Below are 26,179 nucleotides of genomic sequence, written 5' to 3'. Positions count from 1 at the left end.
CGCGAAGTGTGAGCTGTCACCGCGGAAACCTGCGTCGCCAGCTCACCGATCTCGCCGGGCGGAGGCGGCAGGGCTGCGCCTCCAACCAACCCCGATGGCGAATGGCAACCTGCCGCACGCATTTGGTAGGTTGGATTAACACAACCTGCCCGGATCTGCTATGCATTGCGTCCGCCACGGTTGTCGAACATTCGAAGGAGTTCATATGAGGCTGACCACGCGGGCCGCGGTCGCGACAGGAATCGCTGCGCTCACCGCGCTCACGGGCGTCGCGGCCGCCTCGGCCGCCACCGAGCCGCCGGCGTCGGAAGCGTCGGAAACGGCGGGCGGAGAGCTCGACGGCCAGGAGCTGGTCCTCTACAGCGGTCGCAACGAGGAGCTCGTCCAGCCGATCATCGACGAGTTCGAGGCGGCGACGGGCGCCGTCGTGAAGGTGCGCTACGGCAGCTCGGCCGAGGTCGGCGCCGCCCTCCTCGAAGAGGGCGACCGCACGCCGGCCGAGGTGTTCTTCTCGCAGGAGGTCGGGGCCCTCGGCGCGCTGGCCAAGGAGGGCATGTTGTCGCCGCTGCCCGACGAGGTGGTGGGACTCGTCGACGAGCGGTTCCAGCCGGCCGAGGGCAACCTCTGGGTCGGCGTCACGGCCCGATCGCGCGTCATCGTCTACAACCCCGACCTGGTCGACAATCCGCCGGCGGGTGTGCTGGATCTCACCGATCCGCAGTACGAGGGGATGACCGCGTGGGTGCCGGGAAACGCCGGCTTCCAGGCGTTCATCACCGGCTTCCGCGTCACCCACGGCGACGAGGCCGTGCTCGAGTGGATCGAGGCGATGCAGGCCAACGGCGTGCAGACCTACGAGGGGAACGGCGACGTGCTCGAGGCGGTGAACAACGGTGACCTGCCGATGGGCCTCATCAACCACTACTACTGGGCGCAATTGGTCGCCGAGGTCGGCGTGGAGAACGTCAACGCACAGTTGATCTTCCCGGCCGGCGACGACCCGGGCGGCCTCGTGAACGCCACGGCGGTCGGCATCCTCAACAACGGCGCCGACAACCCGGCGGCCCTGGCCTTCGTGGAGTACCTGCTCTCGGAGGAGGGTCAGACCTACTTCGCCACCCAGACGCAGGAGTACCCCGTCGTCGACGGCGTCGCCGATCCCGAGGGCATCCCGCCGCTGGAGGAACTCGAGGGTCCACAGCTCGACCTCACCGACCTCGACTCGCTGGTCGCCACGCAGGAGCTGCTCACCGAGGCGGGCTTGCTCAGCTGACCGCGTCGACCTTCGACCCGCTGATCCCCGGGGCGCGTGCCGTGGCACGCGCCCCACGGGCGCGTCGCCCGCCGGTCATCCTCGGCGCCGCGTCGATCGTCGTCGCCCTCGCGGTTGTCGTCCCACTCGTCTACCTCGCCATCCGGGCCGGCGACGGCGGCTGGGAGGCGTTCCGCGCCACGCTGTGGCGCCGGCGCACGCTCGACCTGACCATCGGCTCGCTCACGCTCACCGCCTCGGTGACGGCGATCTGCGTGGTGGTCGGCGTGGCCGCGGCGTGGCTCGTCGCGCGCACAAACCTGGCCGGCCGCGGCGTGTGGCGGATCGTGTTCGCCCTTCCCCTCGCCGTGCCGTCGTACGTGGCGGCCTGGTCGTGGATCGTCTTCAAGCCCGATCTCGCCGGCCGCCCGGGGGCCACGCTCGTGCTCGCCTCGATCTCGTTCCCGTACGTCTACCTGCCGGTGCTCGCCGCCCTGCAGCGCACCGACGGCGCCCTCGACGAGGTGGCGGCCAGCCTCGGCCGCAGCCCGTTCGGGGTCTTCCGGTCGGTGACCCTCCGCGAGATCGGTGTCGCCGCCTCGGGCGGCGCTCTGCTCGTCGCCCTCTACACGATGAGCGAGTTCGGCGCGGTGTCGATCATGCGCTACGAGTCGCTGACCCAGACGATCTACCGCTCGTACCGGGCCTCGTTCGACCGTCGTCCTCCCGCCGTCCTCGGCTGCCTGCTGGTCGCCATCATGCTCGTTCCCGTGATCCTCGCCGCCCGCGTGGCCCGGCGGTCACCGGTCGCCAAGGTCGGCTCCGGTGTGGTCCGGACCCGGCGCCGCGTCGACCTCGGCAAGGCGCAGGTGCCGATCCAGCTCCTGCTCGTCGCCGTCATGGGCATCACGTTCGGCGTGCCGGCGTGGAACCTCCTGCGTTGGGTCGAGCGGGGCCGATCGGTGGTCGACTGGTCGGAGCTGGCCTCGGCGTTCGGGACCACGCTGTGGGTCGCCGGCCTGGCGGCCGCCGCCACCGTCGCCGTCGCCATCCCGCTCGGCATCCTCCTCGCCCGCCATCCCGGACCGCTGTCGACCTCGTTGTCCACTGCGGCCTACGTCAGTCACGCCCTGCCAGGCATCGTCGTCGCCCTCTCGCTCGTATTCTTCGGGATCCGTTTCGCCACGCCCCTCTACCAACGCACACCGATGCTGATCGCCGCCTACGTCGTGCTGTTCCTGTCACTCGCCATCGCCGCCATCCACAACTCGATCGCCCAGGCACCGCCCGGGCTCGAGGATGTCGCCTCGTCGCTCGGACGCAGTCAACTCGGCGTCTGGCGGACGGTGACGCTGCGACTGGCGGCACCAGGCGTCGCCGCCGGCGCGCTCTTGGTGTTCATCGCCGTGGCCAAGGAGCTCCCGGCCACCCTGCTGCTGCGGCCGATCGAGATGGACACGCTGGCCACGCGCCTGTGGACCCACACCGACGCCGCGTCGTACGCCGCCGCCGCGCCCTACGCGACGGCGATCGTCGCGGTGGCGACGGTGCCGACCGCCCTCCTCACGTGGTCGCGCCTTGGTGGTGGGCGATGAGCGTCGCCGTCGATCACGTGGTGCACGTCTACCCCGGCCGCCCGCCGGTGGTGGCGCTCGACGACGTCACCGTTTCGGTGCCCACCGGCCGAATACTCGCTGTACTCGGGCAGTCCGGGTCGGGCAAGACGAGCCTGCTGCGCGTCATCGCCGGCTTCGAACGACCGCAATCCGGACGGGTGGTGCTGGGCGATCAGCCGGTCTCCGACGGTCAGCGCTTCGTGCCGGCGAACAAGCGCCGGGTCGGCATCGTGCCGCAGGAGGGCGCGCTGTTCCCGCACCTCGACGTCGCCGGGAACGTGGGGTTCGGTCTGAATCACATGGACCGTCGGGCCCGTCGTGCTCGGGTGGGCGAACTGCTCGACCTCGTCGGGCTCACCGGCTACGAGCACCGGCGCCCGCGTGAGCTGTCGGGCGGCCAGCAGCAGCGCGTCGCCGTTGCCCGGGCCCTCGCGCCACGACCCGAGGTGGTGCTGCTCGACGAGCCGTTCAGCGCACTCGACGCCGCCCTCCGATCGAGCATCCGCGACGAGATCGCCGATCTGCTGCGCGACGCCGGGGCCACGGCGGTGATCGTCACGCACGACCGCGCCGAGGCGATGTCGATGGCCGACGAGATCGCCGTGATCAGCCATGGACGTCTGCTCCAGACGGGGACACCCGTCGACCTCTACCGGCGCCCGGTCGACCGGGAGACCGCCGAGCTGCTCGGCGACGCCAACGTCGTCTCGGGCATGGCCGACGGCTCGTCGGTGACCTGCCCGCTCGGTCGTCTCGGCCTGGGGCAACAGGGGAGGGGACCGGTCGAGGTGCTGGTGCGCCCGGAGATGATCGTCGTGGCCGGACGGCACCCCGTCGTCGACGCCTGCAGTTCCGTCGGCGCTGTCATCGTCGGCGTCCGGGTCAACGGCCCGGACCTCCACGTGCAACTCGAACTCGAGGATCACTCGAAGGTGTCGGCGCGGTGGTCGGCGAGCGACCTCCAGCCGGTCGGCTCGACCGTGCGCATCAGCGTGCTCGGCGATCCGTGGGTGCTCCAGGATCGAGCCCACCAGCCGTCGGTGGTGACGGCGGAGCCGGGTCCTCAGGAGTCGGGCAGCTCGGCCAGCGAACGCAGCACGCAGAACTGGTTGCCCTCAGGGTCGGCCAGCACGACCCAGCCGGTGCCCTCGCCTCGGTGACCGCGCAGGTCGGCGATCTGGGTGGCGCCCAGTGACAGGACCCGCTCCACCTCCTCGTCGCGAGTGACATCGCGTGGGCGCAGGTCGAAGTGGATCCGCTTGGCGGGGAGCTCGTCGTTCCCGACCTCGATGAACAGCAGTCGGTGGTCCGTGTCGGGATCGCGGATCATGCACTCCTCGTGGCCGGGCAAGTTGGGATCGTCCGGCATGTCCTCGTAGCCGAGGACGGCCTTCCACCACTCCGACAAGCGGTAGGCGTCGTGGCAGTCGATCGTCGTGTGCGAGATGAACGAGGACATCGCCCGAGCATCGCACGCCGCGTCACGGCCACATCATGCGCGTTCTTGCCCCCGGGGCCCCGGTCGTCGCCGTGACCCCGAGTGGAGCGGGCCAGCTCAGCCCGACTGCAGCGCCGTGCGCAGGACGTGCACGGCCTGCTCGAGGGCACCGCTCGTGGCCGCCGTCTGGCGTAGGGGGTTAAGCATCAGGAAGTCGTGGAACGTGCCGTTGTAGCGGACGCTCGTCGTGCGGACTCCCGCCTGGGTGAGCTTGCGGGCGTAGGCCTCACCCTCGTCGCGCAGCACGTCGTTCTCGTCGACGGCGACGAAGGCGTCGGGAAGACCGGCGAGGTCGTCGACGCTGGCCTGCAGTGGCGACGCGGTGATCTCCGTCCGATTGTCGACGTCGGGGAGGTAGGCGTCCCAGAACCAGGCCATCGCCTTGGCGGTGAGGAACGGCCCGTCGGCGAATTGCTGATAGCTGGCGGTGTCCTGCCCGGCGTCCGTGACGGGGTAGTACAACGACTGCTGGACGAACCGGATGTCACCGCGCTGCTTGGCCAGGATCGTCAGGGCGGCGGCCATGTTGCCGCCGACCGAATCGCCGGCGACCGCCAGCCGCATCGGGTCGAGCCCCATCGTGGGGCCGTCCCGGGTGATCCATTGCGCCGTCGCGTAGGCCTGCTCGATGGCGACGGGGTACCGCGCCTCCGGTGACCGCGTGTACTCGACGAACACGACGGCGGCGCCGACGCCGACCGCCAGCTCGCAGACCAGCCGGTCGTGGGTGCCGGCGTTGCCGAGGATCCAGCCGCCGCCGTGGACGTAGAGGATCACGGGGAGCGGGCCGGTGGCGCCGGCCGGCTTGACGATGCGGACCTCGACGTCGCCGACGTCGGCGGCGACGGTGATCCACACGTCGTCGACGGCGGGCTTGTGGATGGGTGCGGCCTGAAGGTCGTCGAGGACCTTCCTCGCGCCCTCGACGCCGAGCTCGTACAGCAGGGGTGGCTGGGAGGTCGCGTCGGCGAGCTCTTGGGCCGCTGGTTCGAGGACGGGCTGGTGCATGGGGGTGCTCCTTCTTGGGGGTGGTGTCGCTCAGTAGGACCGCGCTGCGCGGCGATCTGTGACGTTTCGCGTGTTGCCGCGTACACGAGGCGTCCACGCTGCGAGCGTGAGGCCGTTATCGGCCGTTGCTCGTGACGGCGTCGCAACGAAACTGTCGGTGGTGCTTCCCGCCAGCGACCGTGTCGTCCTCCTGAGACCGTTCGAGGTCGCCGACCGGCGCGTCATCATCCAGGGACGTGACGAGGAGAGCGATCGTTGGCTCGGCCCGGGCTCGCCTGAGCCGTCGCCGACGGCATGCATCGAGGTCGGCGGTCTCGTCGTCGGCTGGATCGACGCCGATCCCAGCCCCGCCTGGCTCCAGCCCGGAGAGGCCAACATCGGCTACTCGGTGTTCCCGGCCCACCGTGGCAACGGGTACGCCACTCGCGCCCTCCGTCTTCTGGCCGCCGAGTTGGACGTGCCCGGTGTGAACCGGGCGCTGCTCGTCATCGACGTCGACAACCACGCGTCCATTCGGGTCGCTCGAGCTGCCGGCGCTCGGGTGCTGACGAGCCGCCGTCTCAGCCCGTTCCCGACCTCGATCGTGTACAGCCTCGCGCTCACTCCCCGCGCAGGGCCCGACTGATCTCCACGTGGCGGAGCAGGAAGCGTTTCTCGTCGAGCCGGCGTCTGCGCAGCCAACCGGTGACCTCACTGTTGCACTTGCCGGCATTGCACGACCCGCAGGCCGGGACGACGTTGGACAGCGTGTAGCGGCCGCCGCGAGAGATCGGCAGGACACAGTCGCGCTGCATCACTCCGTCGCTGGTGCCGCAGTACGCGCAGCCGCCCCATGAGCCTTTCAGGGCCGTCCATTGCTCCATGGTGAGATCGTGTTCGACGCGCGCCAGCCGGCGACGCCGCCGTCGAGCGGCGCGAACGCTGCGCCCTCGACTCGCGGTCACGTTCATGACCGTACGGCGCGCGAGCGGACGCGATGCGGATCGACGGTTCATCGCCCGCGCCTCGACGATCGAGATCGGCGGCCACCCGACCGAGTCAACCGGACCGCTGACCTCGGCCCGCACCCGGCCGTTCCCCACGCGACGTACGATCGGGGGAACGAGTCCCTGCGATCACCTTGGGGGTACCGGCGATGTGGTCGTTCTTCGGTTCACTGACTGGCGCACTCGTCGCCGCGATCGTTGCTCTCGTCGCCTCTCGCAGGACCATGGCGGCGACGAGGGAGCAGCTTGCGCTCGCCACTCGGGAGCTCAACGACGCGGAACGCCGAGCAGAAGAGGTCACACGTCGATGGGAGGAGGAGCAGCGCCGTCATCGTCGCGAATGGCTGTATCAAAGCGCGATCAGCGGCATGGGATTCCTGACGGGTGGCACGCAGAAGCGGAGCAGCGGCATCGGGATTCTGGACGCGCTGATCGGCTCCGGTGACTTGGACCCCGCCCTGCGTGGGGCGGTGGACCGCGTGTTGTGGAACCAGCTCATGTATGTGTGCGACGAAGGCAACGCACTGACGACGACGCACGAGCAGCACAACGCGCAGCGCCTGGTCGCCCTGCTCCGGACAGCGCCGAGCACGAGGTCCATCGCCGAGGATTTCGAGCGACGGCTCGAGGGCTACGCAGCTGCCGTTCGCGCTTCCTGTACTGAATTCGACCCGTAGGCGGCACGAATTCAGTACAGGAAGTCGGTGGGGCGGGTCGACTGGTCCCGCGTCACGCCTCGGGGCCGGCGGCCGCTTCGACGATGACGTCGACGACGGCGTCGGGCTGCGACATCATCACGACGTGCGAGCCGTCGAGTTCGACCGTCGCCACGGCGTCGGCGCGCTCGGCCATGAAGCGATGCAACTCCGGCGGGATCGTGTTGTCCTTCGTCCCGATGACGAACCACGACGGGATCGTCTCCCAGGCCGGCGGCCCCGAGGGTTGCTCGAGCGTGGCCAGGTCGATGGGTCGTTGCGCCGCGGCCATGGCGGCGGTGGTCTCCGCGTCGAGGTCGGCGGCGAATGCCTCGTGGAAGACGTCGGCGTTGATGTACGCCTCCTGTCCGGCGGCGTCCGGCACGGTCGCCGGGTACGGGCGCACTGTCAGGTTCTCCGGAACGATCATGCTGCCGGGGAAGCGGTAGGCGAGGTCGGAGGCGGTCTCACCGTCTGCCGGTGCGAAGCCGTTGATGTAGACGAGCGCCTGGACGCCGGGGTGGCCGGTGGCCGCGTTGGTGACCACCATGCCGCCGTAGGAGTGGGCGACGACGACGATCGGGCCCTCCACGGTGTCGAGGACGCTGCGGATGTAGGCGGCGTCGCTGGCCAGCGTGCGCAGCGGGTTCGATGGTGCGAGCGTCGTGTAGCCGAGGGCCTGGAGTCGCTGGATCACCTCGTCGAAACCGGAGGCGTCGGCGAACGATCCGTGGACGAGCACGATCGTCGGTTTGGGGCCGGCGTCGTCGGGGCCGGTCGCCGAGGCGTGCGGGCCGATGCCGGCGAAGGCGAGCACGCCCATCGCGATGGCGGCCGGCAGCCGCAGCAACGACGTTCGACGGGTGGATGCTGGTGTGTTCATGGGAGTCGTTCCCTCCGGGCGAGAGCCGGACGGCGAGATCCGCCGGCGGTGTGAAGACCGGGGACGACCGAGGTTTGTGACTCCGCCCTGCACGTCGCTGGGAACCCGCGAGTTCCTGTACTGGTTTTGTGCCGTAGACGAGCGAGAACCAGTACAGGAACCGAGAGGTCGGGGAAGGCCGCGCGCTGCAGCGGTACGGTGGACCCGTGCGACGCCAGAGGGCTGACGGCCGAACCGTGGCCGGGTCGAACTGGGCCGGCAACTACGACTACGGCGCTCGGCGGATCCATCGCCCGACATCGGTCGAGCAGCTTCGGGACATCGTCGTCGCGGCGCGCCGCGTACGGGTGCTCGGGTCGAGACACTCGTTCAACGCGATCGCCGACTCGGACGAGCTCATCACGCTCGACGGCCTGCCGACGGACATCACGATCGACCGATCGGCCGGCACGGTCGATTGCTCGGCCAGGGTGAGCTACGGCGAGCTGGCCGAGGCGCTCGCCACGGACGGGCTGGCCCTGCACAACCTGGCGTCGCTGCCGCACATCAGCGTCGCCGGGGCCGTGGCGACGGGAACCCACGGCTCGGGAGACACCAACGGCAATCTGGCCACCGCGGTCGCGAGCCTCGAGATCGTCACCTCGAGCGGCGAACTGCTGACGGCAGAGCGCGGCACCGGGGATTTCGACGGACTGGTCGTCGGGCTCGGCGCGCTCGGCGCGGTCACGCGGGTGACGCTCGACGTGGAGCCTGCCTACGAGGTCCGCCAGCGCGTGTACGAAGGGCTCGCGTGGGAGGCGCTGTCCGCCCACTTCGACGCGATCATGGCGAGCGGCTACAGCGTGTCGATCTTCACGCGCTGGGGCGCCGATGTCGATCAGGTCTGGGTCAAGTCACGAGTCGGCGACGACCTCGACGCCGGGGGCGCCGACCTGTACGGCGCTCGCGCGGCGACCGTTGCCCGGCATCCGATCCTCGGCATCGACCCGGTCAACTGCACGTCGCAACTCGGTGTGCCCGGCCTGTGGTCGGACCGGCTGCCGCACTTCCGCATGGACTTCACGCCGAGCAGCGGCGACGAACTGCAGTCGGAGTTCTTCGTGCCGCGCCGGCATGCGATCGACGCAATCGAGGCGGTGCGCCGGCTCGCCGACACCATCAGGCCTGTGCTGCTCGTCTCCGAGATCCGCACGATCGCGGCCGACGTGTTGTGGATGAGTCCGCACTACCAGCGCGACTCGGTGGGCATCCACTTCACCTGGAAGCCCGATCAAGCGGCGGTCCTGCGAGCCCTCGCACTGATCGAGCCGGCATTGAGCACGTTCGACGCTCGCCCGCACTGGGGGAAGGTCTTCCTGGCCGAAGCAGCGACGATCGAACCGCTCTCTCCCCGCCTCGCCGACTTCGCCCGCCTCGTCGAGCGGCTCGACCCGCGCCACGCCTTCCGGAACGACTGGCTCGAACGGCACGTGCTGGGCGAATAGACGAAACCACGCGTCGCATCACCGCCCCGCCGCCACGTCGCGGGGATCGGGACTCTGGACGTCGGGCTGCGCTGCGCTGTCAGCGGGACTGGCCGGCGAAGAGCCCGCGCACCACCCACACCGCATCGTCTGCACCCACGCCCCTCGGGGTTTGATCCGGCCCTTGCCCACGCTCGCTGGCGGGCAGCTGCCCGCTAATGCGTGACTGCAACACTCAGTTCAAGCGGGAGATTCAGCGATTGTGAAGCCAACTGAGGGCATCAATCGAGCGCCCAACGTGGCGTAGACACTGCTGGCAGACATAGTGTACGCTGGATCCGTCCTGAAGTGGGAAGGGGATCGTGGTGGTCCGACATCTTTATGTCGGAGAATTAGCGACTGCTTGACAGTTGTCAGGATGCTGGGGTGGCTCCGCGCCCGAGGCGTTCCGGGTTAGTGCTACCCCGAGTCGCACCCAAGCGCCGCTGGGTGATCGAGTCGTCCTCGGCAAGAAGGCACATGTATCAACGCTGATACGCATTGAATAGGTGACACGCTTCAGCACGGTGAAATTGTCTCGTGCTGAGATCGGCGCGTCGTGAATGCGAGTGCCAAAGAGTTTTGAGAATGGTTGACGATCAAGGAGTAATTCATGGACCCGATCTTGGGCTCGATCATGCTGTTCGGATTCGACTGGGCACCGAAGGGCTGGATGCGCTGTGACGGCACGATCATCTCGATTGCCCAGAATCAGGCGCTGTTCTCGCTGCTGGGCACCACCTACGGCGGCGACGGGGTCACGAACTTCGCCCTGCCCGACCTGCGCGGGCGCGCTCCGATCCACGACAGCGGGCCAACCTCGTCGGGCTACGAAATCGGCCAGCAGGGAGGCTCCGCCAGTGTCACACTGACCGCCTCCAACTTGCCGGCCCACACCCACACGGTGGCGCCGGTCGCGTCGGCGACGGCGAGCTCGAAGAGCCCGTCGGGCAACGCTCCTGCGTTCACCGACGCCGGCGCGTCGTACGGGACGCCCGACGGCACGGTCATGGCCGCCGCCACGTCGTCCAGCACCGGCAACTCGACCCCGGTCGCGACGATGCCGCCCTACCTCGCGATGAACTACTGCATCTGCATCGCCGGCATCTACCCCAGCCGTCAGTGAGTAGACGAGGGCAATCCGAGGACCTCGCCGAGCCAGACATCGCCTGAGAAGTGTGAGCTGTAGACGCAGGAATCCGCGTCGACAGCTCACCGATCTCCGACGGCGTGGCGCCGGTGGCCACGGCGAGGGCTGTCCTCCGACGCCGGGCTCAAGGCCGACCCGGTCGCTCGAGGATGCGGACCGGCACGTGGCGCGGCCCGCGCACCTGGCCGCCGGTCCACGCGACAGCGGCTGGGTCGCTCAGCTCGAACTCGGGGATCGCGCCCAGGAACTCCTCGATCGCGACTTGCATCTCCATGCGAGCGAGGTTCGCGCCGAGGCAGCGGTGGATACCGGTGCCAAAGGCGATGTGCGGGTTCACCCCGCGGTCCACGATCACCTCGTCGGGGCGGTCGAACACGGCCGGATCGCGGTTCGCGGCCGGGAAGTTGAGCAGGATCCTCGCGCCGGCCTCGACGTGTGTCGTCCCGACGGTGGCGTCCGCGCGCGCGACGCGGGCCATCGTCACCGGCGAGTAGGCACGGAGGAACTCCTCCACGGCGACTGGGATCAGTTCGGGTTCGGCCACGAGACGCCGACGATCCTGCGAATGGCGCGCGAGGTGCCACAGTGCGGCTCCGATCGCGCTCCACGTGGTGTCGATGCCGGCCACGAGCATGAGCGACAGGGTGCTGCGGAGTACGTGCAGGGGCATGGATTGGCCGTGAATCTCGGCGGTGAGCAGGAACGAGATGAGGTCATCCCCCGGCTCCTCCCGACGACGTTCGATCTCTCTGTCGAGGAACGATTCGACCGCCTCCCGGCTCCGTCGGAGGATCTCGGAGTCCATGAGGCCGAGTTCGAGTGCGCCTCGCACCCACTCGGTGAACTCCTCTCCACGCTCCGGGTCGAGACCGAGAATGTCGGCGATGACCCGGGTCGGGATCTGCCTGGCGTAGTCCTGGGCGACGTCGACTGTTTCGTCGTCGACGAACTGCAGCAGAAGCCGGCGGCACATCTCACGTGTGGGCTCGCGGTAGCGCTCGGCCGCCAGCCGTGTGAAGAACGGCAGCATCAGACGCCGCTCTGGACCGTGTTCGGGTGGATCGGCATTGATGACCGGTCGTGACCGGTTGCCGTGCTCGTCGTAGGTGAACGGGACCGGCACGACCAGAACCGAGCTCGAGGAGAACCGGTCGACGTCGTGAGCCGTGCTCAGCACGTCGGCGTGGGTGGTGAGAAGGTACGAGCCGCCCCACCGCGCACTCTGCGCGACCGGGCACACCTGTCGCAGTTCGTCCCAGATCGCGAACGGATGCTGTACGTACTCCGGGTCGAAGATGTCGAAGTCGGTTGCCCAGTCGCCCACCGGTTCTCCTCTGGCCGGCGTCGTGCTGTCGCCGCGGGCCTGGCTCCGGTCGTGTTCGTCGGGATGCTGCGGCACTGGAGACCTCTCGATCAGGACGGGCGTTCGCCCCTGCTCTGCGTTCGTCGACGCGGTGAGCGCCGTCCCATGTTCGGAGGCGAGGGCGCCGCGGATCGGGTGGCGATCGTGTGGGGTCGGATCAGAGATCCTCGCGGCAGGAGTCGCGAGGGCGTGCGCGTGAAGCGTCACGCGTCCGATGTCGCAAGCGTCACGCGATCGGCGACGCCCCGCGGTCGTCGGTCAGCCGGTCCACGGTGGGGTCTGGTTCCATCCCCAATGCGGCATCGGAGCCTCGAGCACCGGCGGCGGGTTGGGGCCGGAGTAGATGAGGGCCATGCGGGTGCCCCACTCGACGTAGTAGGCGAACACGGCGCGGAACTCCGGGTCGGTGGGCAATCCCACCTCGTCGGCGGTCTGCATCAGTAGGGTGACCCATCGCTGGCGCTGCTCCTCGGTGATCCCGCGGCCGAGATGGCGGCTGGCCATGTGGGCGTGGCCGCCGTGGTGGGCCGAGTAGCCGGCCGGCCCTCCGAAGACCTCACCGAGCCAGACGGCGACGTGAGCGGGATGGTCGGCGTCCATCCCGGCGAAGACCGGCGCCAGGATGGCGTCGGCGTGGACGTGGGCGTAGAACGCCTCCGTGAGGCGGTGCAGTGCGTCGGCACCGCCCAGCCACTCGTAGATCGTCGGTGTGGGCTCCGAGGCCGTCATGGGCACAGTGTCACGCGGACTCGGGCCGCACGTCGGGCCCTTTCGACCGCACGTCGCGCACGTGGCTCAACGACGACTGCAGCTCCAGCAGCCATTCGTCGGTGTGGCGCTGCACGAGCCGAACGCACCACTGCAACGCATCGCTGCGGCTGCGTGCCACACCGCCGGCCACCAGCAGGTCGAGCACCTGGCGTTCCGGTTGGCGCAGCCGGGTCATCACCGGTGCCGACACGTTGGTGTAGATGATGCGCCGGCCGCCGCACTCGACGCCCCACGACACCTTCCGTTCGAAGCGATGCTCGGCCTCGCGGGCCACGGCCATGCGATCCTCGCGGGTCCGCTCGCGGAACTCGGATGCCTTGCCGTCGATCGCCGCCTCACGCTCGCTGGCGCTCGGGTCGTCGCCGAGGGTCGGTGCCGGGATGCGGCCTACGACGGTGATCTCTTCGCGGTCGACGGTCACGTCGACCAACTCCTCGAACAGGTCGCCGGGCAACCGCCCGACGAACCACGCCCGGATCTCCTCGCCTGTAATCATGTAATCAACATTACACGGCTCTGCCCGCGAAAGTGTGAGCTGTCGACGCAGGAATCCGCGTCGACAGCTCACCGATCCGGTGGCCGTGGCCGTCAGGCGGCACGACCGGCGTCAGCAGTTGTCACGGCTGCCGCGGCCCTGATCCTGTCGGCGACGTCGAGGTACTCCTCGACGCCGCTCGTGCACGACTGGAGATCGAGGATCAGATCTGCCGCACCGATCTCCATCGCACCGCGGACATCCTCAGCGATCTGGTCGACCGAGCCGTGGAACGTGGGGCGACCGTCGGCGAGTGGAACAAGAGTGTGGTGGGCGTTGGCCCGCACGACGAGGCGGAGCACATCGGGATCACGCCCGTGCTCGACGGCCGCCACCTTCACCTGCTCCCACATCGCCGCCGTGGTCGCCAGGTCGAGACCCGCAGGTGTCCACCCGTCGGCGAGTCGCCCGACCCGCGACAGGCTGGCCGGGGTGTAGGCGGCGAGGGTGATCGGCGGTCGCGGGCGTTGCACCGGTCCGGGCCGGAAGCTCGACGGCACGACGTGGAAGTCGCGGCCCTCGTGATGAACGAGCTCGGCGCCGGGCTGCCACAGCGCGTCGAGCGTGTGGATCAGGTCGTCGAGTCGTTCGCCGAGCTCGCGCTGGGGCACACCGACGGCGTCGTACTCGTCGCGCGACCAGCCGAGTCCGAGACCGATCTCGAGCCGCCCGCCGCTCAGCACGTCGAGCGACGCGAGCGACCGGGCGAGCAGCACCGGTTGGTACCACGGCGCAACGAGGATGTTGGTGCCGACCCGGATCGTGCTCGTCACCGAGGCAGCGGCCGCCAACGCCATCAACGGGTCGAGGCTGACGGCCATGCCGGCGGGCAGCAGGCCTTCGGGATTGCCGGGATAGGCCGACCGAGGCGAGACCGGGGCGAGCAGGCGGTCGAGGGCCCACAGCGAGGCATAGCCCCGCTGCTCGGCCCCGACCGCCATGGCCCGGAGCTGCTCGGCATCGGCGAAGTGCCCGATCTGGGCCAGAGCGAGTCCGATGCGCACGACGTCACCTCACGCCGCGTGGATGCCGGCGAGGAGCATCGCGTCGAGGTCGGCCTGCCCGGGTACCGGGATGATCGGCTGGCTGGTGAGCTCGCGCAGCATGCCGATCGACCGCAGGAGGCGACCACCTCGCAGGGCCGCGCCGTGTCCGCTGGCGACGGCGGTGATGTCCAGCCGGGCGACGCGGTCGACGCTGGCGGCGAACTTCGCCGTGTCCACCATCGTCGTCCAGGGGCTGACGAGCTGGGCGAAGAACGTGAAGCTGTCGCGCCACATGTCGGCCGGCACGTCGTCGGTGTCGGTCACGAAGCCCGGAAGCAGCGAGCCGAAGCTGTCGACCGCCCAGTAGATCCCGGTCTTGCTGTCGTAGAGACCGCGAGTGGTGGGGCCGTCGAAGATCGGCGGGCGCACGGCGACGAACGTGCGGTCGCCGGCGTCGAACGACTCGCCGTCGTTCACCCACCGCATGCGGTGAAGCGGGAGCTCCATCGCCCGTACCGTGCGCTCCACCGTGAACCAGTTGGTGACGAGGGTGGCGTTCGGGCAGGCGTCGAGGACGGCCGGCAGGTTGCCGATGTGGTCGTGGTCGTCGTGTGACAGGAACACCCAACGCACGTCGGCCGGATCGACGATCGAGAACGCCGCCTCCATCCAGTCGGCCCGGGACAGTTCGTTGCCGGTGTCGACGATGATCGGCTCGGCGCCGGTGATGACCATCGAGTTGAGCGGGATGAACGCGCCGTCGGGACCGGCGACGAGCTCGGGGATCACGTGAGTGTCGGGACCCACCCGGTACGGGGTGCCCACGCCGATCGGCGACGGGGCGACCTGGGGGTCGAGGGTTGACGTGGTCATGGGAGTGTCCTTTCGCGTTGGGCTGATGCCATCGGTGAGGACGACTCAAGACGACCGGCCGCCGCGGCACCACGAAGGTGACCCACAGATGACCCACAGATGACCCACAGTCCACTCACAGGTCTCGGCCGGCGGGATCGACCGTCGGGCTCAGCTGTCGAACCAGCCCCGCACGGTCTCCGCCGAGAGCTCGCTGCCTTCATCCCAGAGCTGGCGGAACCGTGTCTCGCCGATGCGTGCGACGAGCGCCGCCCGTCGCCGCTCGGTCTGCTCGACGAACATCGGGACCGGGATGGTGCCGAGCCGTTCGCGGTGGGCGGCGACGAAGCCGAGGGCGCGACCGGCCAGCATCATCTCGCCGCACCCGGTCCACGCCTCGGCCAGCGCCTCGAGCGACCACACGAAGCCGTTCTCGTCGCCGAGGTCGATTCGCCGCCTGATCGTTCGTTCATGGATCGCGACCGCCCATCGCGGATGCCCGGAGAGGGTGAGCACCGAGGCGAGGTTGTCCTCGACCCAGCTGAGACCGTGCAGGTTGCCCTGCGCCACGAGCGCCCGATGGCCGCGACGGCAGGTCCCGAACGCGGCGCGGAGGTCACCCGTACCGAGCGTCGCCAGGCCCAGATTGTTGAGCACGACGCCACCGAGCACGTCGTCTCCCAACGCCTCCAACATCGCCAACGACCGGCGCAGCAGCTCGCTCGCCCGCTCGTACTGGGCGCGGTCGAGCACGATCACCGCTCGGTTGTTGAGACACGAAGCGATCCCGCGTTCGTCGCCGGCGGCCGAGTACTCGTCGTGGGCCCGCTCGAGCTCGACCTCGGCGTCATCGAGCTTGCCGACGCAGCGCTGCATCACCGCCAAGGCCTTGCGGCCGGCACCGCGGGCGCCGGCGCTGCCGCCGGGCATCGCCAGGGCGTCGCGTAGCCAGGCGGCGCCCTCGTACCAGCGCGAGCGGATGTCCCAATAGCGCTGCAGCCCGGCGACCAGCCGCAGGTTGGTGTCGACGGCGTCGTCCCCGCCGTGCGCGGCGAGGCGGTTGCCGACCGCCCGGAGGTTCGGGAGCTCCCGGTCGAGCAGGTCGAGCCAGTCGAGCATGTCGGGACCGTACAGCTCGGGTTCGGCCCGGGCGACGAGGTCGGCCGCGTGCTGGGCCAGCCGCTCGTACACCAACTCGGCGTTGTCGGACTCCTCGAGCTTCTGGCGGGCGAACTGCCGGGCGATCTCGAACAGGTCGATGCGCAGTTCGCCGGGACTCGGAGCCGCCTCGACGTTCACGAGGTGCGCCTCGGCGAGCGTCTGGACGAGATCGAAGAACCGCGGGGCGGCCGTCGGGGCGATGCCCCAGACCGCCTTGGCGGCCTCGGCCGACGCGCTGGTGGCGAAGGCACCGAGTGCGGCGAAGGCGTCCTGGGCCGGGGGAGGGAGCAGCCGGTAGCTCCACTCGAGTGCGGCGCGCATGCTCCGGTGGTGCTCGGGCGCGTCGCCGCGGTCGGCGCTCAGCAGGTCGAGGATCTGGTCGAGGTGGTGGAGCATGTCGGCGGGGGCGACGACGCCGGACCGAGCGGCCGCCAGCTCGATGGCCAGCGGCAGTCCGTCGAGACGGCGGCACAGCTCGGCGACCGCGCCCTCGTCGCCTGCCGCAGGAGCTGCGTCGAACCCGGCGGCCGCGGCGCGATCGAGGAACAAGCGCGTGGCCCGACCCTCGTCGAGCGGGCGCACGGGGAAGCGCACCTCGCCGCCGATGTGGAGCGGCACGCGGCTGGTGGCCACGATCGTCACGCCGGGGCACGTCCGGATCACCGCAGCGAGATCGGTCGCCGCGTCGACGACCTGCTCGAGGTTGTCGAGAATCACGGTCATCGTCAGCGGCGCGAGGTGCTCGATGAGCGACTCGAGCGGGGTGCGCGCCGGGCCGGGCTCGGCGCCGAGAGCGTTGCCCACGGTGACGGCGAGGAAGGTGGGATCGTCCAACGGTGCCAGCGCCACGAACGCGACCGTCCCATCGAGCCGGTGGGCGAGCTCGATGGCCAACCGTGTCTTGCCCGCGCCCCCGGGTCCGATCAAGGTGACCAACCGGTTCGACCGATCGCCGACGAGGGCGAGCAGATCGTCCAGGCTCGGACTGTCGACGAAGGAGTCGACGGTGTGAGGCGGGCGGGCGCGCCCGGCGAGGGGCGGTGATCCGACCACGGGCTCGCTGTCGGGGCGGGCGTACCGTTCGAACGTCGCCCGTTCCTCCGCATCGAGGGCCAGTCCCTCGGCCAGAGCGACGGCAGTATGCAGGCGAGGGCGCGCGTTGACGCCCCGCTCGAGGTCGCTGACGGCACGCGTGCTCACCAACGCTCGGGCCGCCAACTCCTCCTGGCTGAGCCCGGAGCGTCGGCGGTACCGGCGCAAGAGCGCTCCGAAGTCTGCGTCGCCCGCCACGGCCGAAGTGTACGGCCGCCCGGTGAATCGGCAGAGCCGGAACCGTCGCTGTGCAGCTGTCGTGAGGTGGCTGTGCAGGTGTCGTGACGTGGCGTGAAGGTGTCGAGCGCAGCGTGCTATCCGGTGGTCCGGATGCGCTCGAGCCGGGTCCAACCCTTCCAACCTCGCTCCTCGAGGAGCCGCAGCAACCGCCGAGCGCAGGGCACGGCGTTCAGGAACACCCCATCGAGCAACTCGACCAGCTCGTCGTCCAACGGGAAGTCGGGCGGCTCGCCGTCGGTCCAACGCTCGGCGTCCCTCTCGAACATGTCGACGAGTCGGTCGGCGAAGGCAGGCAGGCGCGGGTCGCTGGCATCCCAGTCGGCAGCCTCGACGAGGTCGAGGTACATCGCCGAGACGGCGGGTTCCTCGATCTGCGCGCGCTTGAGCTCCATCAGGGCCGGCATCTGCTCGGGGATCTGCGCCGCCACGAGGATCCACGCGTCGCGCTCGGCTTCGATGGCCCGCGCAGGCACATCGAGCCGACGCAGCCGGTCGAGGTAGTCGACCGCCTCGGGCGGGAGCGCCAATCGGTCTCCCGCCGCCAGTTGGGCCACGCGTCGGCGATGGATCTGCCGCTCGCGGATCTCGGCGCGCAGCCGCCGGTCGATGTCGTCGATGGCCTCGGAGAACTCGTCGTCGCCGGCGGCGAGCAGTTCGTGCACCCGCGACAGTGGGACGCCGGCCTCGGCCAGTGTCCGGATCCGGATCAGCTCGACCACCGCGGCCGCGTCATAGCGGCGGTAGCCCGAGCGATCCCGCGCCGGCTCGGGCAGCAGGCCCTTGGCGTGATAGTGGCGCACCGCCCGTACCGTCACACCTGCGTAGGCCGCCAGTTGTCCGATCGTCAGCATTGCCCCAAGCCTGCCCTGCCCAACCTGCCCTGCCTCAGGTGATCTTCCGGCGGTAGATCGACGTCGCGATCACGAAGGCGAGGACCAGGATCGCGCCGCACCACGCGAGGGCGCCCCAGGCCTCGGAGCCGACCGGCTGCTGGGCGAGGAGGCCGCGGATCGTGTCGACGATCGACGTCACCGGTTGATGCTCGGCGAACCAACGCACGGCCGCCGGCATCGTGTCGGTCGGCACGAAGGCCGAGCTGACGAACGGTAGGAAGATGAGCGGGTACGAGAACACGCCCGCCCCTTCGGCCGATCCCGCCGACAGTCCGGCGATGACCGCGAGCCACGTCAGCGCCGCCGTGAACAGGAGCAGGATGCCGGCGACGGCGAGCCAGGCCGGGATGCCGGCGCCTGAGCGGAAGCCCATCAGCACGGCGACGCCCACCACGAGCACGAGGGAGATGACGTTGGCGACGAGCGATGTCAGCACGTGGGCCCACAGCACGCCCGAGCGGGCGATGGGCATCGACCGGAATCGCTCGAGCATCCCGCTCGACATGTCGGTGAACAGACGGAGTGCGGTGTAGGCGACGCCCGACGCGATCGTGATGAGCAGGATGCCAGGCAGCATGTAGTCGATGTCGTCCACGTCGCCGGTGTCGATGGCGCCTCCGAACACGTAGACGAACATCGACATCATGGCGACAGGCATGATCGCCGTCGTGACCACTGTGTCGAGACTGCGCGTGACGTGGCGCATGGTCCGGCCCGTCAGGGCGGCGGTGTCGGCGATGGGGTGGCCGGTCATGGTCTGCTCCTGACTGCGTTCGCTGCGGTTGCTGGTGATCTGTCGCGGCCGCCAGGGCGCGGCGTCTCGCTGGTGCCGCCGACCACGGCGAAGAACACGTCTTCGAGCGAGGGCTGCCTCTCGACGTACTGCACTTCGGCCGGCGGGAGGATCTGCTTGAGCTCGGCGAGCGTGCCGTCGACGATGATCCGGCCCTCGTGCAGGATCGCGATGCGGTCGGCGAGCTGCTCGGCCTCCTCGAGGTGCTGCGTGGTGAGCAGGACGGTGGCGCCGCCAGCGGCGAGGCCCCTCACGGTCGCCCAGACGTTGACGCGGGCCTCGGGGTCGAGCCCGGTGGTCGGCTCGTCGAGGAAGATCACCGGCGGGTTGCCGGTGAGGCTCATGGCGATGTCCAGGCGACGCCTCATCCCGCCCGAGTACGTCGCCACACTCCGCCCTCCCGCGTCGGTGAGCGAGAACCGCTCGAGGAGGTCGTCGGCGACGGTCCCCGGATTCTCCAGGTGGCGCAGCTTGGCGACGAGCACGAGGTTCTCGCGGCCAGTGAGGATCTCGTCGACGGCGGCGAACTGTCCGGTGAGGCTGATCGACCGTCTCACCCGATCGGGCTGGGCCGCGACGTCGATCCCGTGGACGGTGGCCGCCCCGGCGTCAGGTCGCAACAGCGTGGCGAGGATCTACACCGTCGTCGTCTTGCCCGATCCGTTCGGCCCGAGCAGGGCGAAGATGCTGCCCCGCTCGACGTCGAAGTCCACGCCACGGAGCACGGCGCGGTCGCCGTACGACTTCTCCAGTCCCGCGACGTGGATGGCCGGGCCGTCAGTCGATTGCCTTGTCATGCGGGGTCTCCTTCGAGCCCGGCCACGCACGTGGCGTCGGGCTCTGGAGACCAGCATGAAGGGTTGACCCCGCGTCAAGGTCAAGGCCTCAGCACTCGGCCGACCCCGCTGGTCGGGCAGGTGGGGGAGGCGGGCTCCTCGGGCGTGGCCAGCGGGTCGGTGACGGCCCCACGCGTGCCACCAGCTCGTCTTGCTGGGGCGGAACCGTCGCAGGAGGTCGCGCCGGCCGCCGATGCCGACGAGAGGCGTCCCGGTCGACGACGGGGGGCCACCTCACGGCCGGGGTACCGGCACGGCTCAACCCCCTGCGGCGGCGACCTCCTCGCGATCGGCCCGTTGCGGTTCGCCGGGCTTGGCGGGGCGGATGACGACGACGGGGCACGCGGCGTGCTCGACCACGGTGTGGGCCACCGAACCGAACAGCAGCGACCGGAAGCCACCGCGCCCGCGGGACCCGACGACGACCAGATCGGCACCGTCGGCATGGTCGAGGATCGCCTTGGAGGCCGGGCCCAGCACCAGTTCGCCGCGCACCGGCGAGCGGCCACGATCCCGGCAGCGGCGGACCGCATCGTCGAGCACGAGGGCGGCGTCGACGCGGATGAGGTCGTGCACGGTCGGCGAGCTGAGCTCGGTGCCGTAGGGATAGTCCCAGGCGTGCACGACGACGAGCTCGGCGTCCCGGCGGTCGGCTTCGTCGATCGCCCACACGAGCGCGTCGTTCGCCGCGTCGGAACCGTCCGTGGCGACGACGACGGTGTTGTGCTGGGCGGCCTGCTCCGTGTTGGGCACGATGACCACCGGGCACGGGCTGGTGCGGGCGGCCGCGTGGGCGACCGAACCCAGCAGCCACGACTCGACCGCCCCGGCACCCGTGCTGCCGACGACCAACAGCGTGCTGTCCGCCGCGGCCTCCACGAGTTGCGTGCGCGGCGAGCCGGCGATGACGCGAGGTGTGAACTCGACGGTCGGGTAGTGCTGCCGGGCCTGGTCGATGACCGCGTCGACGTGATCGGTGGTGGCGGCGCGAATGGCGGCGTCGTCGTAGGGAACGATGGGCATCCACGGGCTGGTGATCGTCGTCGGCAGCGTGTAGCAGCCGACGACCTCGACCGCGGCGCCGGACCGCTCGGCCTCGGCAGCCGCCCACATCACGGCCCGCCGAGCTTGGGGCGACCCGTCGTATCCCACGGTGTAGGTCTCGTTCATGCTCTCATCATCGGGACGCCACCGGGTGGCCGCTAGGGGCCTACGGCCCTTGCCGATGGTGCGATCGTCGCAATGAGCCGAGCCGGCTCGCACGAGGTCGGCACCTCCGAACGGCGCCGGGACCCCGGTCAGTTGGCAGCGAGCTCGTCGGCGCCGTCGACCCCGACCAGCAGGACAGGAGACGTCGCATGACGGACGACGTTCATCGCCACGCTGCCGAGTGTGAGCCGCGACCAGCCTGACCGGCCGCGGGTGGCCAGCACCAGCACGGCCGCCCGACCCCGTTCGCCGAACTCGACCAGCACCTCGGCGGCGTCGCTGCCGTGGAGCACGTCGGCACGCGCCGGCGAGTAACCGGCGGCTACGCCGCGGAGGTAGCGCTCGTCGTCCGCCGGGGGAACATCGTCGGGGATCACCTGCACCACCCACAACTCGGCGTTCGTGCCTGCGGCCCACCGGGCCGCAACGGGCAGCGTGCGCTCGGCGAGCGGTGACCCGTCGAGGCAGGCGACGACCGCGCCCCCGTCGATGGGCGCGTCGGGGCACGCCGGGCCGATCACCATGACGGGCCGCGGCGAGAGGCGGACCACCTGCTCGGTCACGCTGCCGATCAGGGTTGCCCCGAGCCCCGACCGGCCGTGGCTGGCCATCACGACGAGGGTGTCGTCGCCGGCCTCGCCCAAGATGCGCTCGGCGACGTAGCCCCGGACGTGAACGTCCGAACCCTCCTCGTGCACGCGCACGTCCACCCGAAGCCCCGGGGGCAGGGACGCGACCAGGGAGCGCAGGGTGCGGCTCACCGCATCATGCGCGGCGCTGGTGTCGATGTACGACACGACGGCGATCGGCAGACCGAGCCGCTGGGCGAGGCGAGCGGCCTGATGGAGGGCGATCTCGGAGAACGCCGATCCGTCGACCGGCACCAGGAGCCGGTCGACGGGTCGGGTTTCCATGAGGCGATGGTAGAGCGGAGGCGACCGTCCCGGATCAGGCGGTTGCGGTGAGGACGACCTTGAGGGCCCCCGTGTTGGCGGCGTCACCGAAGACGTCATAGGCCCGCTCGATGTCGTGGAGCGGGAAGTGGTGCGTCACCAGACCGGTCGGGTCGAGCTGTCCCGCCCCGATGAGGCGGAGCAGTGTGGGAGTCGAGTAGGCGTCGACGAGGCCCGTGGTGATGGTGACGTTGCGGATCCACAGATCCTCGAGGTGCAGCGTGGCCGGCTGGCCGTGGACGCCGACGTTGGCGACGTGGCCCCCGGGGCGGATCAGCGCAGCGGCGAGCTCGAACGTGGCGGGGACGCCGACCGCTTCGATGGCGACGTCGGCGCCGAGGCCGCCGGTCAGCTCGCGGACCACCGCCAGCGCGTCCTCACGAGAGTTGTTGACGGTGATGTCGGCGCCGAACGCCTTGGCGGCGGTCAGGCGGCTGTCGGCGAGATCGATGGCGATCACCGTCGACGGGTTGTAGAGCCGAGCGCCGATGATGGACGCCAGGCCGATCGGCCCGGCGCCGACGATGGCGACGACGTCCGCGGGTCGGACCTGGCCGTTGAGGACCCCGACCTCGAAGCCGGTGGGCAGGATGTCGGCGAGCATCAGCACGGCCTCGTCGGTCACGCCATCGGGGACCGGGTACGTGGACAGGTCGGCGAAGGGCACGCGGACATACTCGGCCTGGGTGCCGTCGATCTTGTGGCCGAGGATCCATCCGCCGCCACCGAGGCATTGGCCGGCGTGGCCGTCGCGGCAGTAGCGGCACGTCCCGCAGGACGTGATGCACGACACGAGGACACGATCGCCGACACGCACGCGTCGCACGGCGTCACCGGCGGAGATGACCGTGCCCACCGCCTCGTGGCCGAGGATGCGCCCGTCCGTCACGGCGGGGACGTCGCCCTTGAGGATGTGCAGGTCGGTCCCGCAGATGGTCGTGGCCTCGACGCGCACCACCACATCGGTCGGGTCGATCACCGCCGGCGTCGGCACCTCCTCCCATCCCTTGTGGCCGGGACCGTGGTAGACGAGTGCCTTCATCGTTGCCTCCTTCGTCGGCGGAGCGCGAGCTCCTCGAACCCAGCGTGGTCCGGGAGTGCGGCGCGACCTAGGGGCATTGGTCCCGGGCGTGGCGGCCCGACGGCCCGTCCGAAATGGTTCGACAGCGTCGTCCGCCGGAGGTACAAGGGAGGGGTGATGCGGGCCGCGCGGTTCGCTGCCGTGACGGTGCTGGCCCTGTCCACCGCAGGAACCGGTGCCGGCGCCGACGTGGCATCGGCAGCTCTCGGCCCCGCCGCCGAAGGTGCCGAGATCCCCGACATCGGGGGTGTCTACACGACGACCAACGGTGGGCGGTGGGCGATCGAGGTCGGGGTCGATGGCACGCTCGTCATGTACGCCGTGAGCGGTGGGCACTGCGTGGAGCCGGGGACGCTGGTATCGAGCGGCGTCTGGAACGGCAGCGCTTTCGACCTCCAGACGCCGCTCTACGACCTCGACCCAGAGACGGGGCGCTGCCTCGATGTCGCTCCCGAGTCGTCGGCCGATCGGATCGTCGTGATCGATCATCGGGCGCTCGACTACTGCTCGCCCACCAGCCCGTGCCTGCGCATGGTGCGCCCCGTGCGTTACCGGGTCCAGTTCAGCGCCTGGATTCCCCACGACACAGTGGCCGACCCGTACCTCCCGCGCCCGGTGGAGGGTCTCGATCCGGGCCTGCTCGATCTGGTCCCCGACACGCTCGACTGCCTCGCCGCCGACCAGGTGGAGTCACTGGTTCCCGGTCAGGGACACGTCGGCCTCGTCGAACCGCTGCTCGCCGTGCTGACCGTCGAGTTCACGCACACCACGCTCGATCGGCTCGCCGACATGACGTGGGAGGCGGCCCCGATGTCGGTCGCCCGCACCGTCGCCGGCAATTCGGCGTCCGGCGCAGCAACCGAGTGCACACAGGACGTCACGCTGCCGGGCGCGGCCGTCGGGAGGGCGTCCACGTTCGGCGAGACCATCGTCATGCAGCTGCACACGCCGCTCGGCATCGTCCCGGCGCGCAGAACGGACATCTCAGCGAGCGAGGCCGCTGTGCTGGAACGGTTGGGATGCGATGGAGCCGCCGTGTCGTGCGATCCGCACGAGCAGGCGCTGGGTATCGGCCAGATCGACGGTTGGGCCGTGCTCGGCGTCGACGAGAGCGGTGCGCTCGCGGTGACCACCTCAACCAACGCCTTCCCGAGCTTCGGCCTGACGGTGCGAGCGCTCGGCCGCGACCTGATGACGACGGTGCTCCAGGACAGCTCGTGCTATGACGCCCACGGACTCCCCGGCGTGCTCAACATGGTCGAGATGCTGCATCTCGTGGAGCCCAGGGGAGCGGGCCGCGTGGCGTCCTGGCCTGACGACCCGTGCGAGCCGCGCCGGCTGCAGGGGGACGACGTCTCGGCGAGCTTCGACGGAACCCGGTCCGAGCTGGTCGACTTCGTGCTCGCCGCCCGCTACGCGGACGGTCGACGATGATCGGTCGCGCCGTCGGCATCGGGGTCGCGGTCGTTGCCGGGGTGGTGGGCGCCACCCGCAATCCAGGAGGCGCTCCCGAGCCGCCGATCTGTGCGGTGGAGGACGCGGGACCGGCCGCCGTCTACGCGGTCGCCGAGCTCGCCCGATCGCTCGGTGACCTCGACGCGCTGTGCGGCGACGGGTTTACCGCCCGGCTGCGCGAGGCCGCCCGGGCCATGCCGGACGAGACGATCGACCCACTCGATCTTGTTCCACCGGATCAGATCGCCGCGTCGCCTTCCAGTGGACCACCGAGCGAGTCGACGCTCGCCCCGGAGATCGCCGCCCCCGCCCTGTCCGGTTCGGCCGAGCTCGTCGCCGCCGGCGCGGTATCCGCCGGCGCCGAGCTCGATCTCCTCGTCGCCGTCACGACGGCCTACTGCAGCGACCCGGCGACCGGTTTGGCCGACCTGGTCGCCGCCAGCCGGATGCTCGGCGGCCGCATTCCAGAGTGGTCGCCGAACCGCATCGCCGTCGCCATGGTCGGAGAGCGATGTGCCCCGCTCGTCGACGATCTCGTCGGCAGGCTCGACTTCGGTCTCGCTGAGGCGTCCTCACCCGGATCCACACCCACGTCGGCGTCCTGAGCGCGCCTCGCGCCGTGACCGCCCGGCGGGCAGGACGTCAGGCCGGTCGGCGCAACTGGCGCACGCCCGCCACGAGGAGCAGCAGCATCCAGCTGGCGAACGGGACGAGCCCGCCGACGAACCCGATCGGCGAGCCTTCCAGCCCGGCCACCGCGCAGGCTGCGGTGATGACCGCCACGACGGCGGCGATCGGCGACCAGCGAGCGAACCAGGCCGGCAGCAGGCCGGCGCGCGACCCGGCGATGCCGAAGCCGAGGATCGCCGCTGCCATCGGCAATGTGTTGACGAGGAACGCTGCCATCTCCAAACGCCACAAGAGGGTGACGAGCTCGGGGGAGCCGATGATCTCGTCGAGACCGACGAGCAGCACGATGCGTTGCACCGCGACGGCGGCGAATGTCGGCAGGATCAGCACGGCGCCGAACATCCCGAGCCGTGCCCACACGCGATCTTCGGGCTGGCCGGCTGATCTCAGCCGTCCGTAGAAGGCGCTGGCGAACGTCAGCAGAAACAGCGCGCCGCAGGCGAAGGCCGCCGTGGCGAACACGCTCGCCGCGCGGTGATCGGTCAGGTACTCGACGACGTCGGCGGAACTGGCGTCCATCGCCGGCGTGGCGCCTTGGAGGATGTTCGTCGTGATCACGATCGACGCGAATCCGATGGCGCCGATGCCGGCGAGGCGTCGCTCGTCGAGCCGGTTCGTCGCCCGTGCCGTGCCGGCACGAGGTGAGGTGTAGGTGGTGGTGGTCATTGCGGGTCCTCCC

25 protein-coding genes and 1 pseudogene are annotated in these 26,179 nt (G+C 70.2%); 9 read left to right on the top strand and 17 right to left on the bottom strand.

Translation table 11 applies throughout. The features are described 5' to 3' along the window. Positions 1–205 precede the first annotated feature (205 nt). Genes DN771_RS20815 through DN771_RS20805 form a run of 3 tightly spaced genes read left to right on the top strand, consistent with a single transcriptional unit; the run spans position 206 to position 4,028 of the window. Positions 206–1,273, top strand: a complete 1,068-nt coding sequence (locus DN771_RS20815) for an iron ABC transporter substrate-binding protein (protein ID WP_162942207.1) — start codon at positions 206–208, stop codon at positions 1,271–1,273. 41 nt (positions 1,274–1,314) lie between these two features. Then, positions 1,315–2,847: an ABC transporter permease gene (locus tag DN771_RS20810; RefSeq protein ID WP_205528688.1), complete on the top strand. Its 1,533-nt coding sequence runs from the start codon at positions 1,315–1,317 to the stop codon at positions 2,845–2,847. Further along, the gene (locus DN771_RS20805; protein ID WP_116999521.1) at positions 2,844–4,028 is read left to right on the top strand and encodes an ABC transporter ATP-binding protein; all 1,185 of its coding nucleotides are present in this window, start codon (positions 2,844–2,846) and stop codon (positions 4,026–4,028) included. Before DN771_RS20810 ends, DN771_RS20805 begins: the two co-directional genes overlap by 4 nt. Here DN771_RS20805 and DN771_RS20800 read toward each other — a convergent pair. Then, complete coding sequence (locus DN771_RS20800; RefSeq protein WP_116999483.1) at positions 3,932–4,327, bottom strand: VOC family protein; 396 nt, start codon at positions 4,325–4,327, stop codon at positions 3,932–3,934. The two genes, DN771_RS20805 and DN771_RS20800, sit on opposite strands and share 97 nt — an antisense overlap. 96 nt (positions 4,328–4,423) lie before the next feature. Continuing rightward, entirely contained in the window at positions 4,424–5,374 is a 951-nt protein-coding gene (locus DN771_RS20795) for an alpha/beta hydrolase (RefSeq protein WP_116999482.1), read from the bottom strand. A 106-nt stretch (positions 5,375–5,480) separates the two neighbouring features. On the opposite strand from DN771_RS20795, the gene DN771_RS20790 reads away from it, so the two are divergent. Next, complete coding sequence (locus tag DN771_RS20790) at positions 5,481–5,999, top strand: GNAT family N-acetyltransferase (RefSeq protein WP_205528687.1); 519 nt, start codon at positions 5,481–5,483, stop codon at positions 5,997–5,999. Here the strand turns inward: DN771_RS20790 and DN771_RS20785 are convergent. Then, positions 5,974–6,324: an HNH endonuclease gene (locus tag DN771_RS20785; RefSeq protein WP_116999520.1), complete on the bottom strand. Its 351-nt coding sequence runs from the start codon at positions 6,322–6,324 to the stop codon at positions 5,974–5,976. The genes DN771_RS20790 and DN771_RS20785 overlap by 26 nt on opposite strands. Positions 6,325–6,509: 185 nt before the next feature. Here DN771_RS20785 and DN771_RS20780 point away from each other — a divergent pair, with 185 nt between their 5' ends. Further along, positions 6,510–7,037 carry a hypothetical protein gene (locus DN771_RS20780; protein ID WP_116999480.1) on the top strand — a complete coding sequence of 176 codons (528 nt, stop codon included), beginning with the start codon at positions 6,510–6,512 and terminating at the stop codon, positions 7,035–7,037. Positions 7,038–7,089: 52 nt separating this feature from the next. On the opposite strand, the gene DN771_RS20775 is transcribed toward DN771_RS20780, so the two are convergent. Beyond that, positions 7,090–7,938: an alpha/beta fold hydrolase gene (locus tag DN771_RS20775; RefSeq protein ID WP_116999479.1), complete on the bottom strand. Its 849-nt coding sequence runs from the start codon at positions 7,936–7,938 to the stop codon at positions 7,090–7,092. A 206-nt stretch (positions 7,939–8,144) separates the two neighbouring features. On the opposite strand from DN771_RS20775, the gene DN771_RS20770 reads away from it, so the two are divergent. Both DN771_RS20770 and DN771_RS20765 read left to right on the top strand, forming a co-directional pair. Further along, positions 8,145–9,422, top strand: a complete 1,278-nt coding sequence (locus DN771_RS20770) for an FAD-binding protein (protein ID WP_205528686.1) — start codon at positions 8,145–8,147, stop codon at positions 9,420–9,422. A gap of 631 nt (positions 9,423–10,053) precedes the next feature. Beyond that, positions 10,054–10,566 (top strand): phage tail protein, encoded by a 513-nt coding sequence (locus tag DN771_RS20765; protein WP_116999477.1) that lies wholly within the window; start codon positions 10,054–10,056, stop codon positions 10,564–10,566. Positions 10,567–10,714: 148 nt separating this feature from the next. Here the strand turns inward: DN771_RS20765 and DN771_RS20760 are convergent, their stop codons facing one another. The 12 genes and pseudogenes from DN771_RS20760 to DN771_RS20705 form a co-directional block, all read right to left on the bottom strand. Next, complete coding sequence (locus tag DN771_RS20760; RefSeq protein ID WP_205528685.1) at positions 10,715–11,914, bottom strand: cytochrome P450; 1,200 nt, start codon at positions 11,912–11,914, stop codon at positions 10,715–10,717. A gap of 297 nt (positions 11,915–12,211) precedes the next feature. Further along, a complete protein-coding gene (locus DN771_RS20755; RefSeq protein ID WP_193615395.1) occupies positions 12,212–12,682 on the bottom strand; it encodes a group II truncated hemoglobin in 471 nt (156 codons plus the stop codon). Positions 12,683–12,692: 10 nt separating this feature from the next. Beyond that, complete coding sequence (locus tag DN771_RS20750) at positions 12,693–13,220, bottom strand: hypothetical protein (RefSeq protein WP_116999474.1); 528 nt, start codon at positions 13,218–13,220, stop codon at positions 12,693–12,695. 92 nt (positions 13,221–13,312) lie between these two features. After that, positions 13,313–14,263: a TIGR03619 family F420-dependent LLM class oxidoreductase gene (locus DN771_RS20745; RefSeq protein WP_116999473.1), complete on the bottom strand. Its 951-nt coding sequence runs from the start codon at positions 14,261–14,263 to the stop codon at positions 13,313–13,315. A 9-nt stretch (positions 14,264–14,272) separates the two neighbouring features. After that, positions 14,273–15,118, bottom strand: coding sequence for an oxygen-binding di-iron domain-containing protein (locus tag DN771_RS20740; RefSeq protein WP_116999472.1), 846 nt, complete (start codon positions 15,116–15,118; stop codon positions 14,273–14,275). 150 nt (positions 15,119–15,268) lie between these two features. After that, entirely contained in the window at positions 15,269–17,548 is a 2,280-nt protein-coding gene (locus DN771_RS20735; RefSeq protein WP_162942205.1) for an ATP-binding protein, read from the bottom strand. Between the two features lie 116 nt (positions 17,549–17,664). Next, positions 17,665–18,441 carry a MerR family transcriptional regulator gene (locus DN771_RS20730; protein ID WP_116999519.1) on the bottom strand — a complete coding sequence of 259 codons (777 nt, stop codon included), beginning with the start codon at positions 18,439–18,441 and terminating at the stop codon, positions 17,665–17,667. Between the two features lie 34 nt (positions 18,442–18,475). Further along, positions 18,476–19,237, bottom strand: a complete 762-nt coding sequence (locus tag DN771_RS20725) for an ABC transporter permease (RefSeq protein ID WP_116999470.1) — start codon at positions 19,235–19,237, stop codon at positions 18,476–18,478. Then, positions 19,234–20,073, bottom strand: a pseudogene (locus tag DN771_RS20720) (ABC transporter ATP-binding protein). Before DN771_RS20720 ends, DN771_RS20725 begins: the two are co-directional and overlap by 4 nt. A gap of 297 nt (positions 20,074–20,370) precedes the next feature. Beyond that, complete coding sequence (locus DN771_RS20715) at positions 20,371–21,282, bottom strand: universal stress protein (protein WP_116999469.1); 912 nt, start codon at positions 21,280–21,282, stop codon at positions 20,371–20,373. A gap of 128 nt (positions 21,283–21,410) precedes the next feature. Continuing rightward, positions 21,411–22,235, bottom strand: coding sequence for a universal stress protein (locus DN771_RS20710; RefSeq protein ID WP_162942204.1), 825 nt, complete (start codon positions 22,233–22,235; stop codon positions 21,411–21,413). 34 nt (positions 22,236–22,269) lie between these two features. Further along, positions 22,270–23,316: a zinc-dependent alcohol dehydrogenase family protein gene (locus DN771_RS20705; protein ID WP_116999467.1), complete on the bottom strand. Its 1,047-nt coding sequence runs from the start codon at positions 23,314–23,316 to the stop codon at positions 22,270–22,272. Positions 23,317–23,472: 156 nt separating this feature from the next. Here DN771_RS20705 and DN771_RS20700 point away from each other — a divergent pair, with 156 nt between their 5' ends. Together DN771_RS20700 and DN771_RS20695 are read left to right on the top strand one after the other, a co-directional pair. Then, positions 23,473–24,789 (top strand): hypothetical protein, encoded by a 1,317-nt coding sequence (locus DN771_RS20700; protein WP_116999466.1) that lies wholly within the window; start codon positions 23,473–23,475, stop codon positions 24,787–24,789. Continuing rightward, positions 24,786–25,415 carry a hypothetical protein gene (locus DN771_RS20695; protein WP_116999465.1) on the top strand — a complete coding sequence of 210 codons (630 nt, stop codon included), beginning with the start codon at positions 24,786–24,788 and terminating at the stop codon, positions 25,413–25,415. Before DN771_RS20700 ends, DN771_RS20695 begins: the two co-directional genes overlap by 4 nt. Before the next feature lie 37 nt (positions 25,416–25,452). Here DN771_RS20695 and DN771_RS20690 read toward each other — a convergent pair whose 3' ends face one another. Continuing rightward, positions 25,453–26,166, bottom strand: a complete 714-nt coding sequence (locus DN771_RS20690; protein WP_116999464.1) for a hypothetical protein — start codon at positions 26,164–26,166, stop codon at positions 25,453–25,455. Positions 26,167–26,179: the final 13 nt, after the last annotated feature.

The organism is Desertimonas flava, from assembly GCF_003426815.1.
Taxonomy (GTDB): domain Bacteria; phylum Actinomycetota; class Acidimicrobiia; order Acidimicrobiales; family Ilumatobacteraceae; genus Desertimonas; species Desertimonas flava.
The sequence above is the reverse complement of the archived record's forward strand: the minus strand, read 5'-3'. Positions and strand labels throughout refer to the sequence as shown.

Coding starts and splice junctions, on each gene's coding strand:
- DN771_RS20815 (WP_162942207.1), top strand. CDS start 206: ATGAGGCTGACCACGCGGGCCGCGGTCGCGACAGGAATCGCTGCGCTC.
- DN771_RS20805 (WP_116999521.1), top strand. CDS start 2,844: ATGAGCGTCGCCGTCGATCACGTGGTGCACGTCTACCCCGGCCGCCCG.
- DN771_RS20800 (WP_116999483.1), bottom strand. CDS start 4,327: ATGTCCTCGTTCATCTCGCACACGACGATCGACTGCCACGACGCCTAC.
- DN771_RS20795 (WP_116999482.1), bottom strand. CDS start 5,374: ATGCACCAGCCCGTCCTCGAACCAGCGGCCCAAGAGCTCGCCGACGCG.
- DN771_RS20785 (WP_116999520.1), bottom strand. CDS start 6,324: ATGAACGTGACCGCGAGTCGAGGGCGCAGCGTTCGCGCCGCTCGACGG.
- DN771_RS20780 (WP_116999480.1), top strand. CDS start 6,510: ATGTGGTCGTTCTTCGGTTCACTGACTGGCGCACTCGTCGCCGCGATC.
- DN771_RS20775 (WP_116999479.1), bottom strand. CDS start 7,938: ATGAACACACCAGCATCCACCCGTCGAACGTCGTTGCTGCGGCTGCCG.
- DN771_RS20765 (WP_116999477.1), top strand. CDS start 10,054: ATGGACCCGATCTTGGGCTCGATCATGCTGTTCGGATTCGACTGGGCA.
- DN771_RS20755 (WP_193615395.1), bottom strand. CDS start 12,682: ATGACGGCCTCGGAGCCCACACCGACGATCTACGAGTGGCTGGGCGGT.
- DN771_RS20750 (WP_116999474.1), bottom strand. CDS start 13,220: ATGATTACAGGCGAGGAGATCCGGGCGTGGTTCGTCGGGCGGTTGCCC.
- DN771_RS20740 (WP_116999472.1), bottom strand. CDS start 15,118: ATGACCACGTCAACCCTCGACCCCCAGGTCGCCCCGTCGCCGATCGGC.
- DN771_RS20730 (WP_116999519.1), bottom strand. CDS start 18,441: ATGCTGACGATCGGACAACTGGCGGCCTACGCAGGTGTGACGGTACGG.
- DN771_RS20725 (WP_116999470.1), bottom strand. CDS start 19,237: ATGACCGGCCACCCCATCGCCGACACCGCCGCCCTGACGGGCCGGACC.
- DN771_RS20715 (WP_116999469.1), bottom strand. CDS start 21,282: ATGAACGAGACCTACACCGTGGGATACGACGGGTCGCCCCAAGCTCGG.
- DN771_RS20710 (WP_162942204.1), bottom strand. CDS start 22,235: ATGGAAACCCGACCCGTCGACCGGCTCCTGGTGCCGGTCGACGGATCG.
- DN771_RS20705 (WP_116999467.1), bottom strand. CDS start 23,316: ATGAAGGCACTCGTCTACCACGGTCCCGGCCACAAGGGATGGGAGGAG.
- DN771_RS20700 (WP_116999466.1), top strand. CDS start 23,473: ATGCGGGCCGCGCGGTTCGCTGCCGTGACGGTGCTGGCCCTGTCCACC.
- DN771_RS20695 (WP_116999465.1), top strand. CDS start 24,786: ATGATCGGTCGCGCCGTCGGCATCGGGGTCGCGGTCGTTGCCGGGGTG.
- DN771_RS20690 (WP_116999464.1), bottom strand. CDS start 26,166: ATGACCACCACCACCTACACCTCACCTCGTGCCGGCACGGCACGGGCG.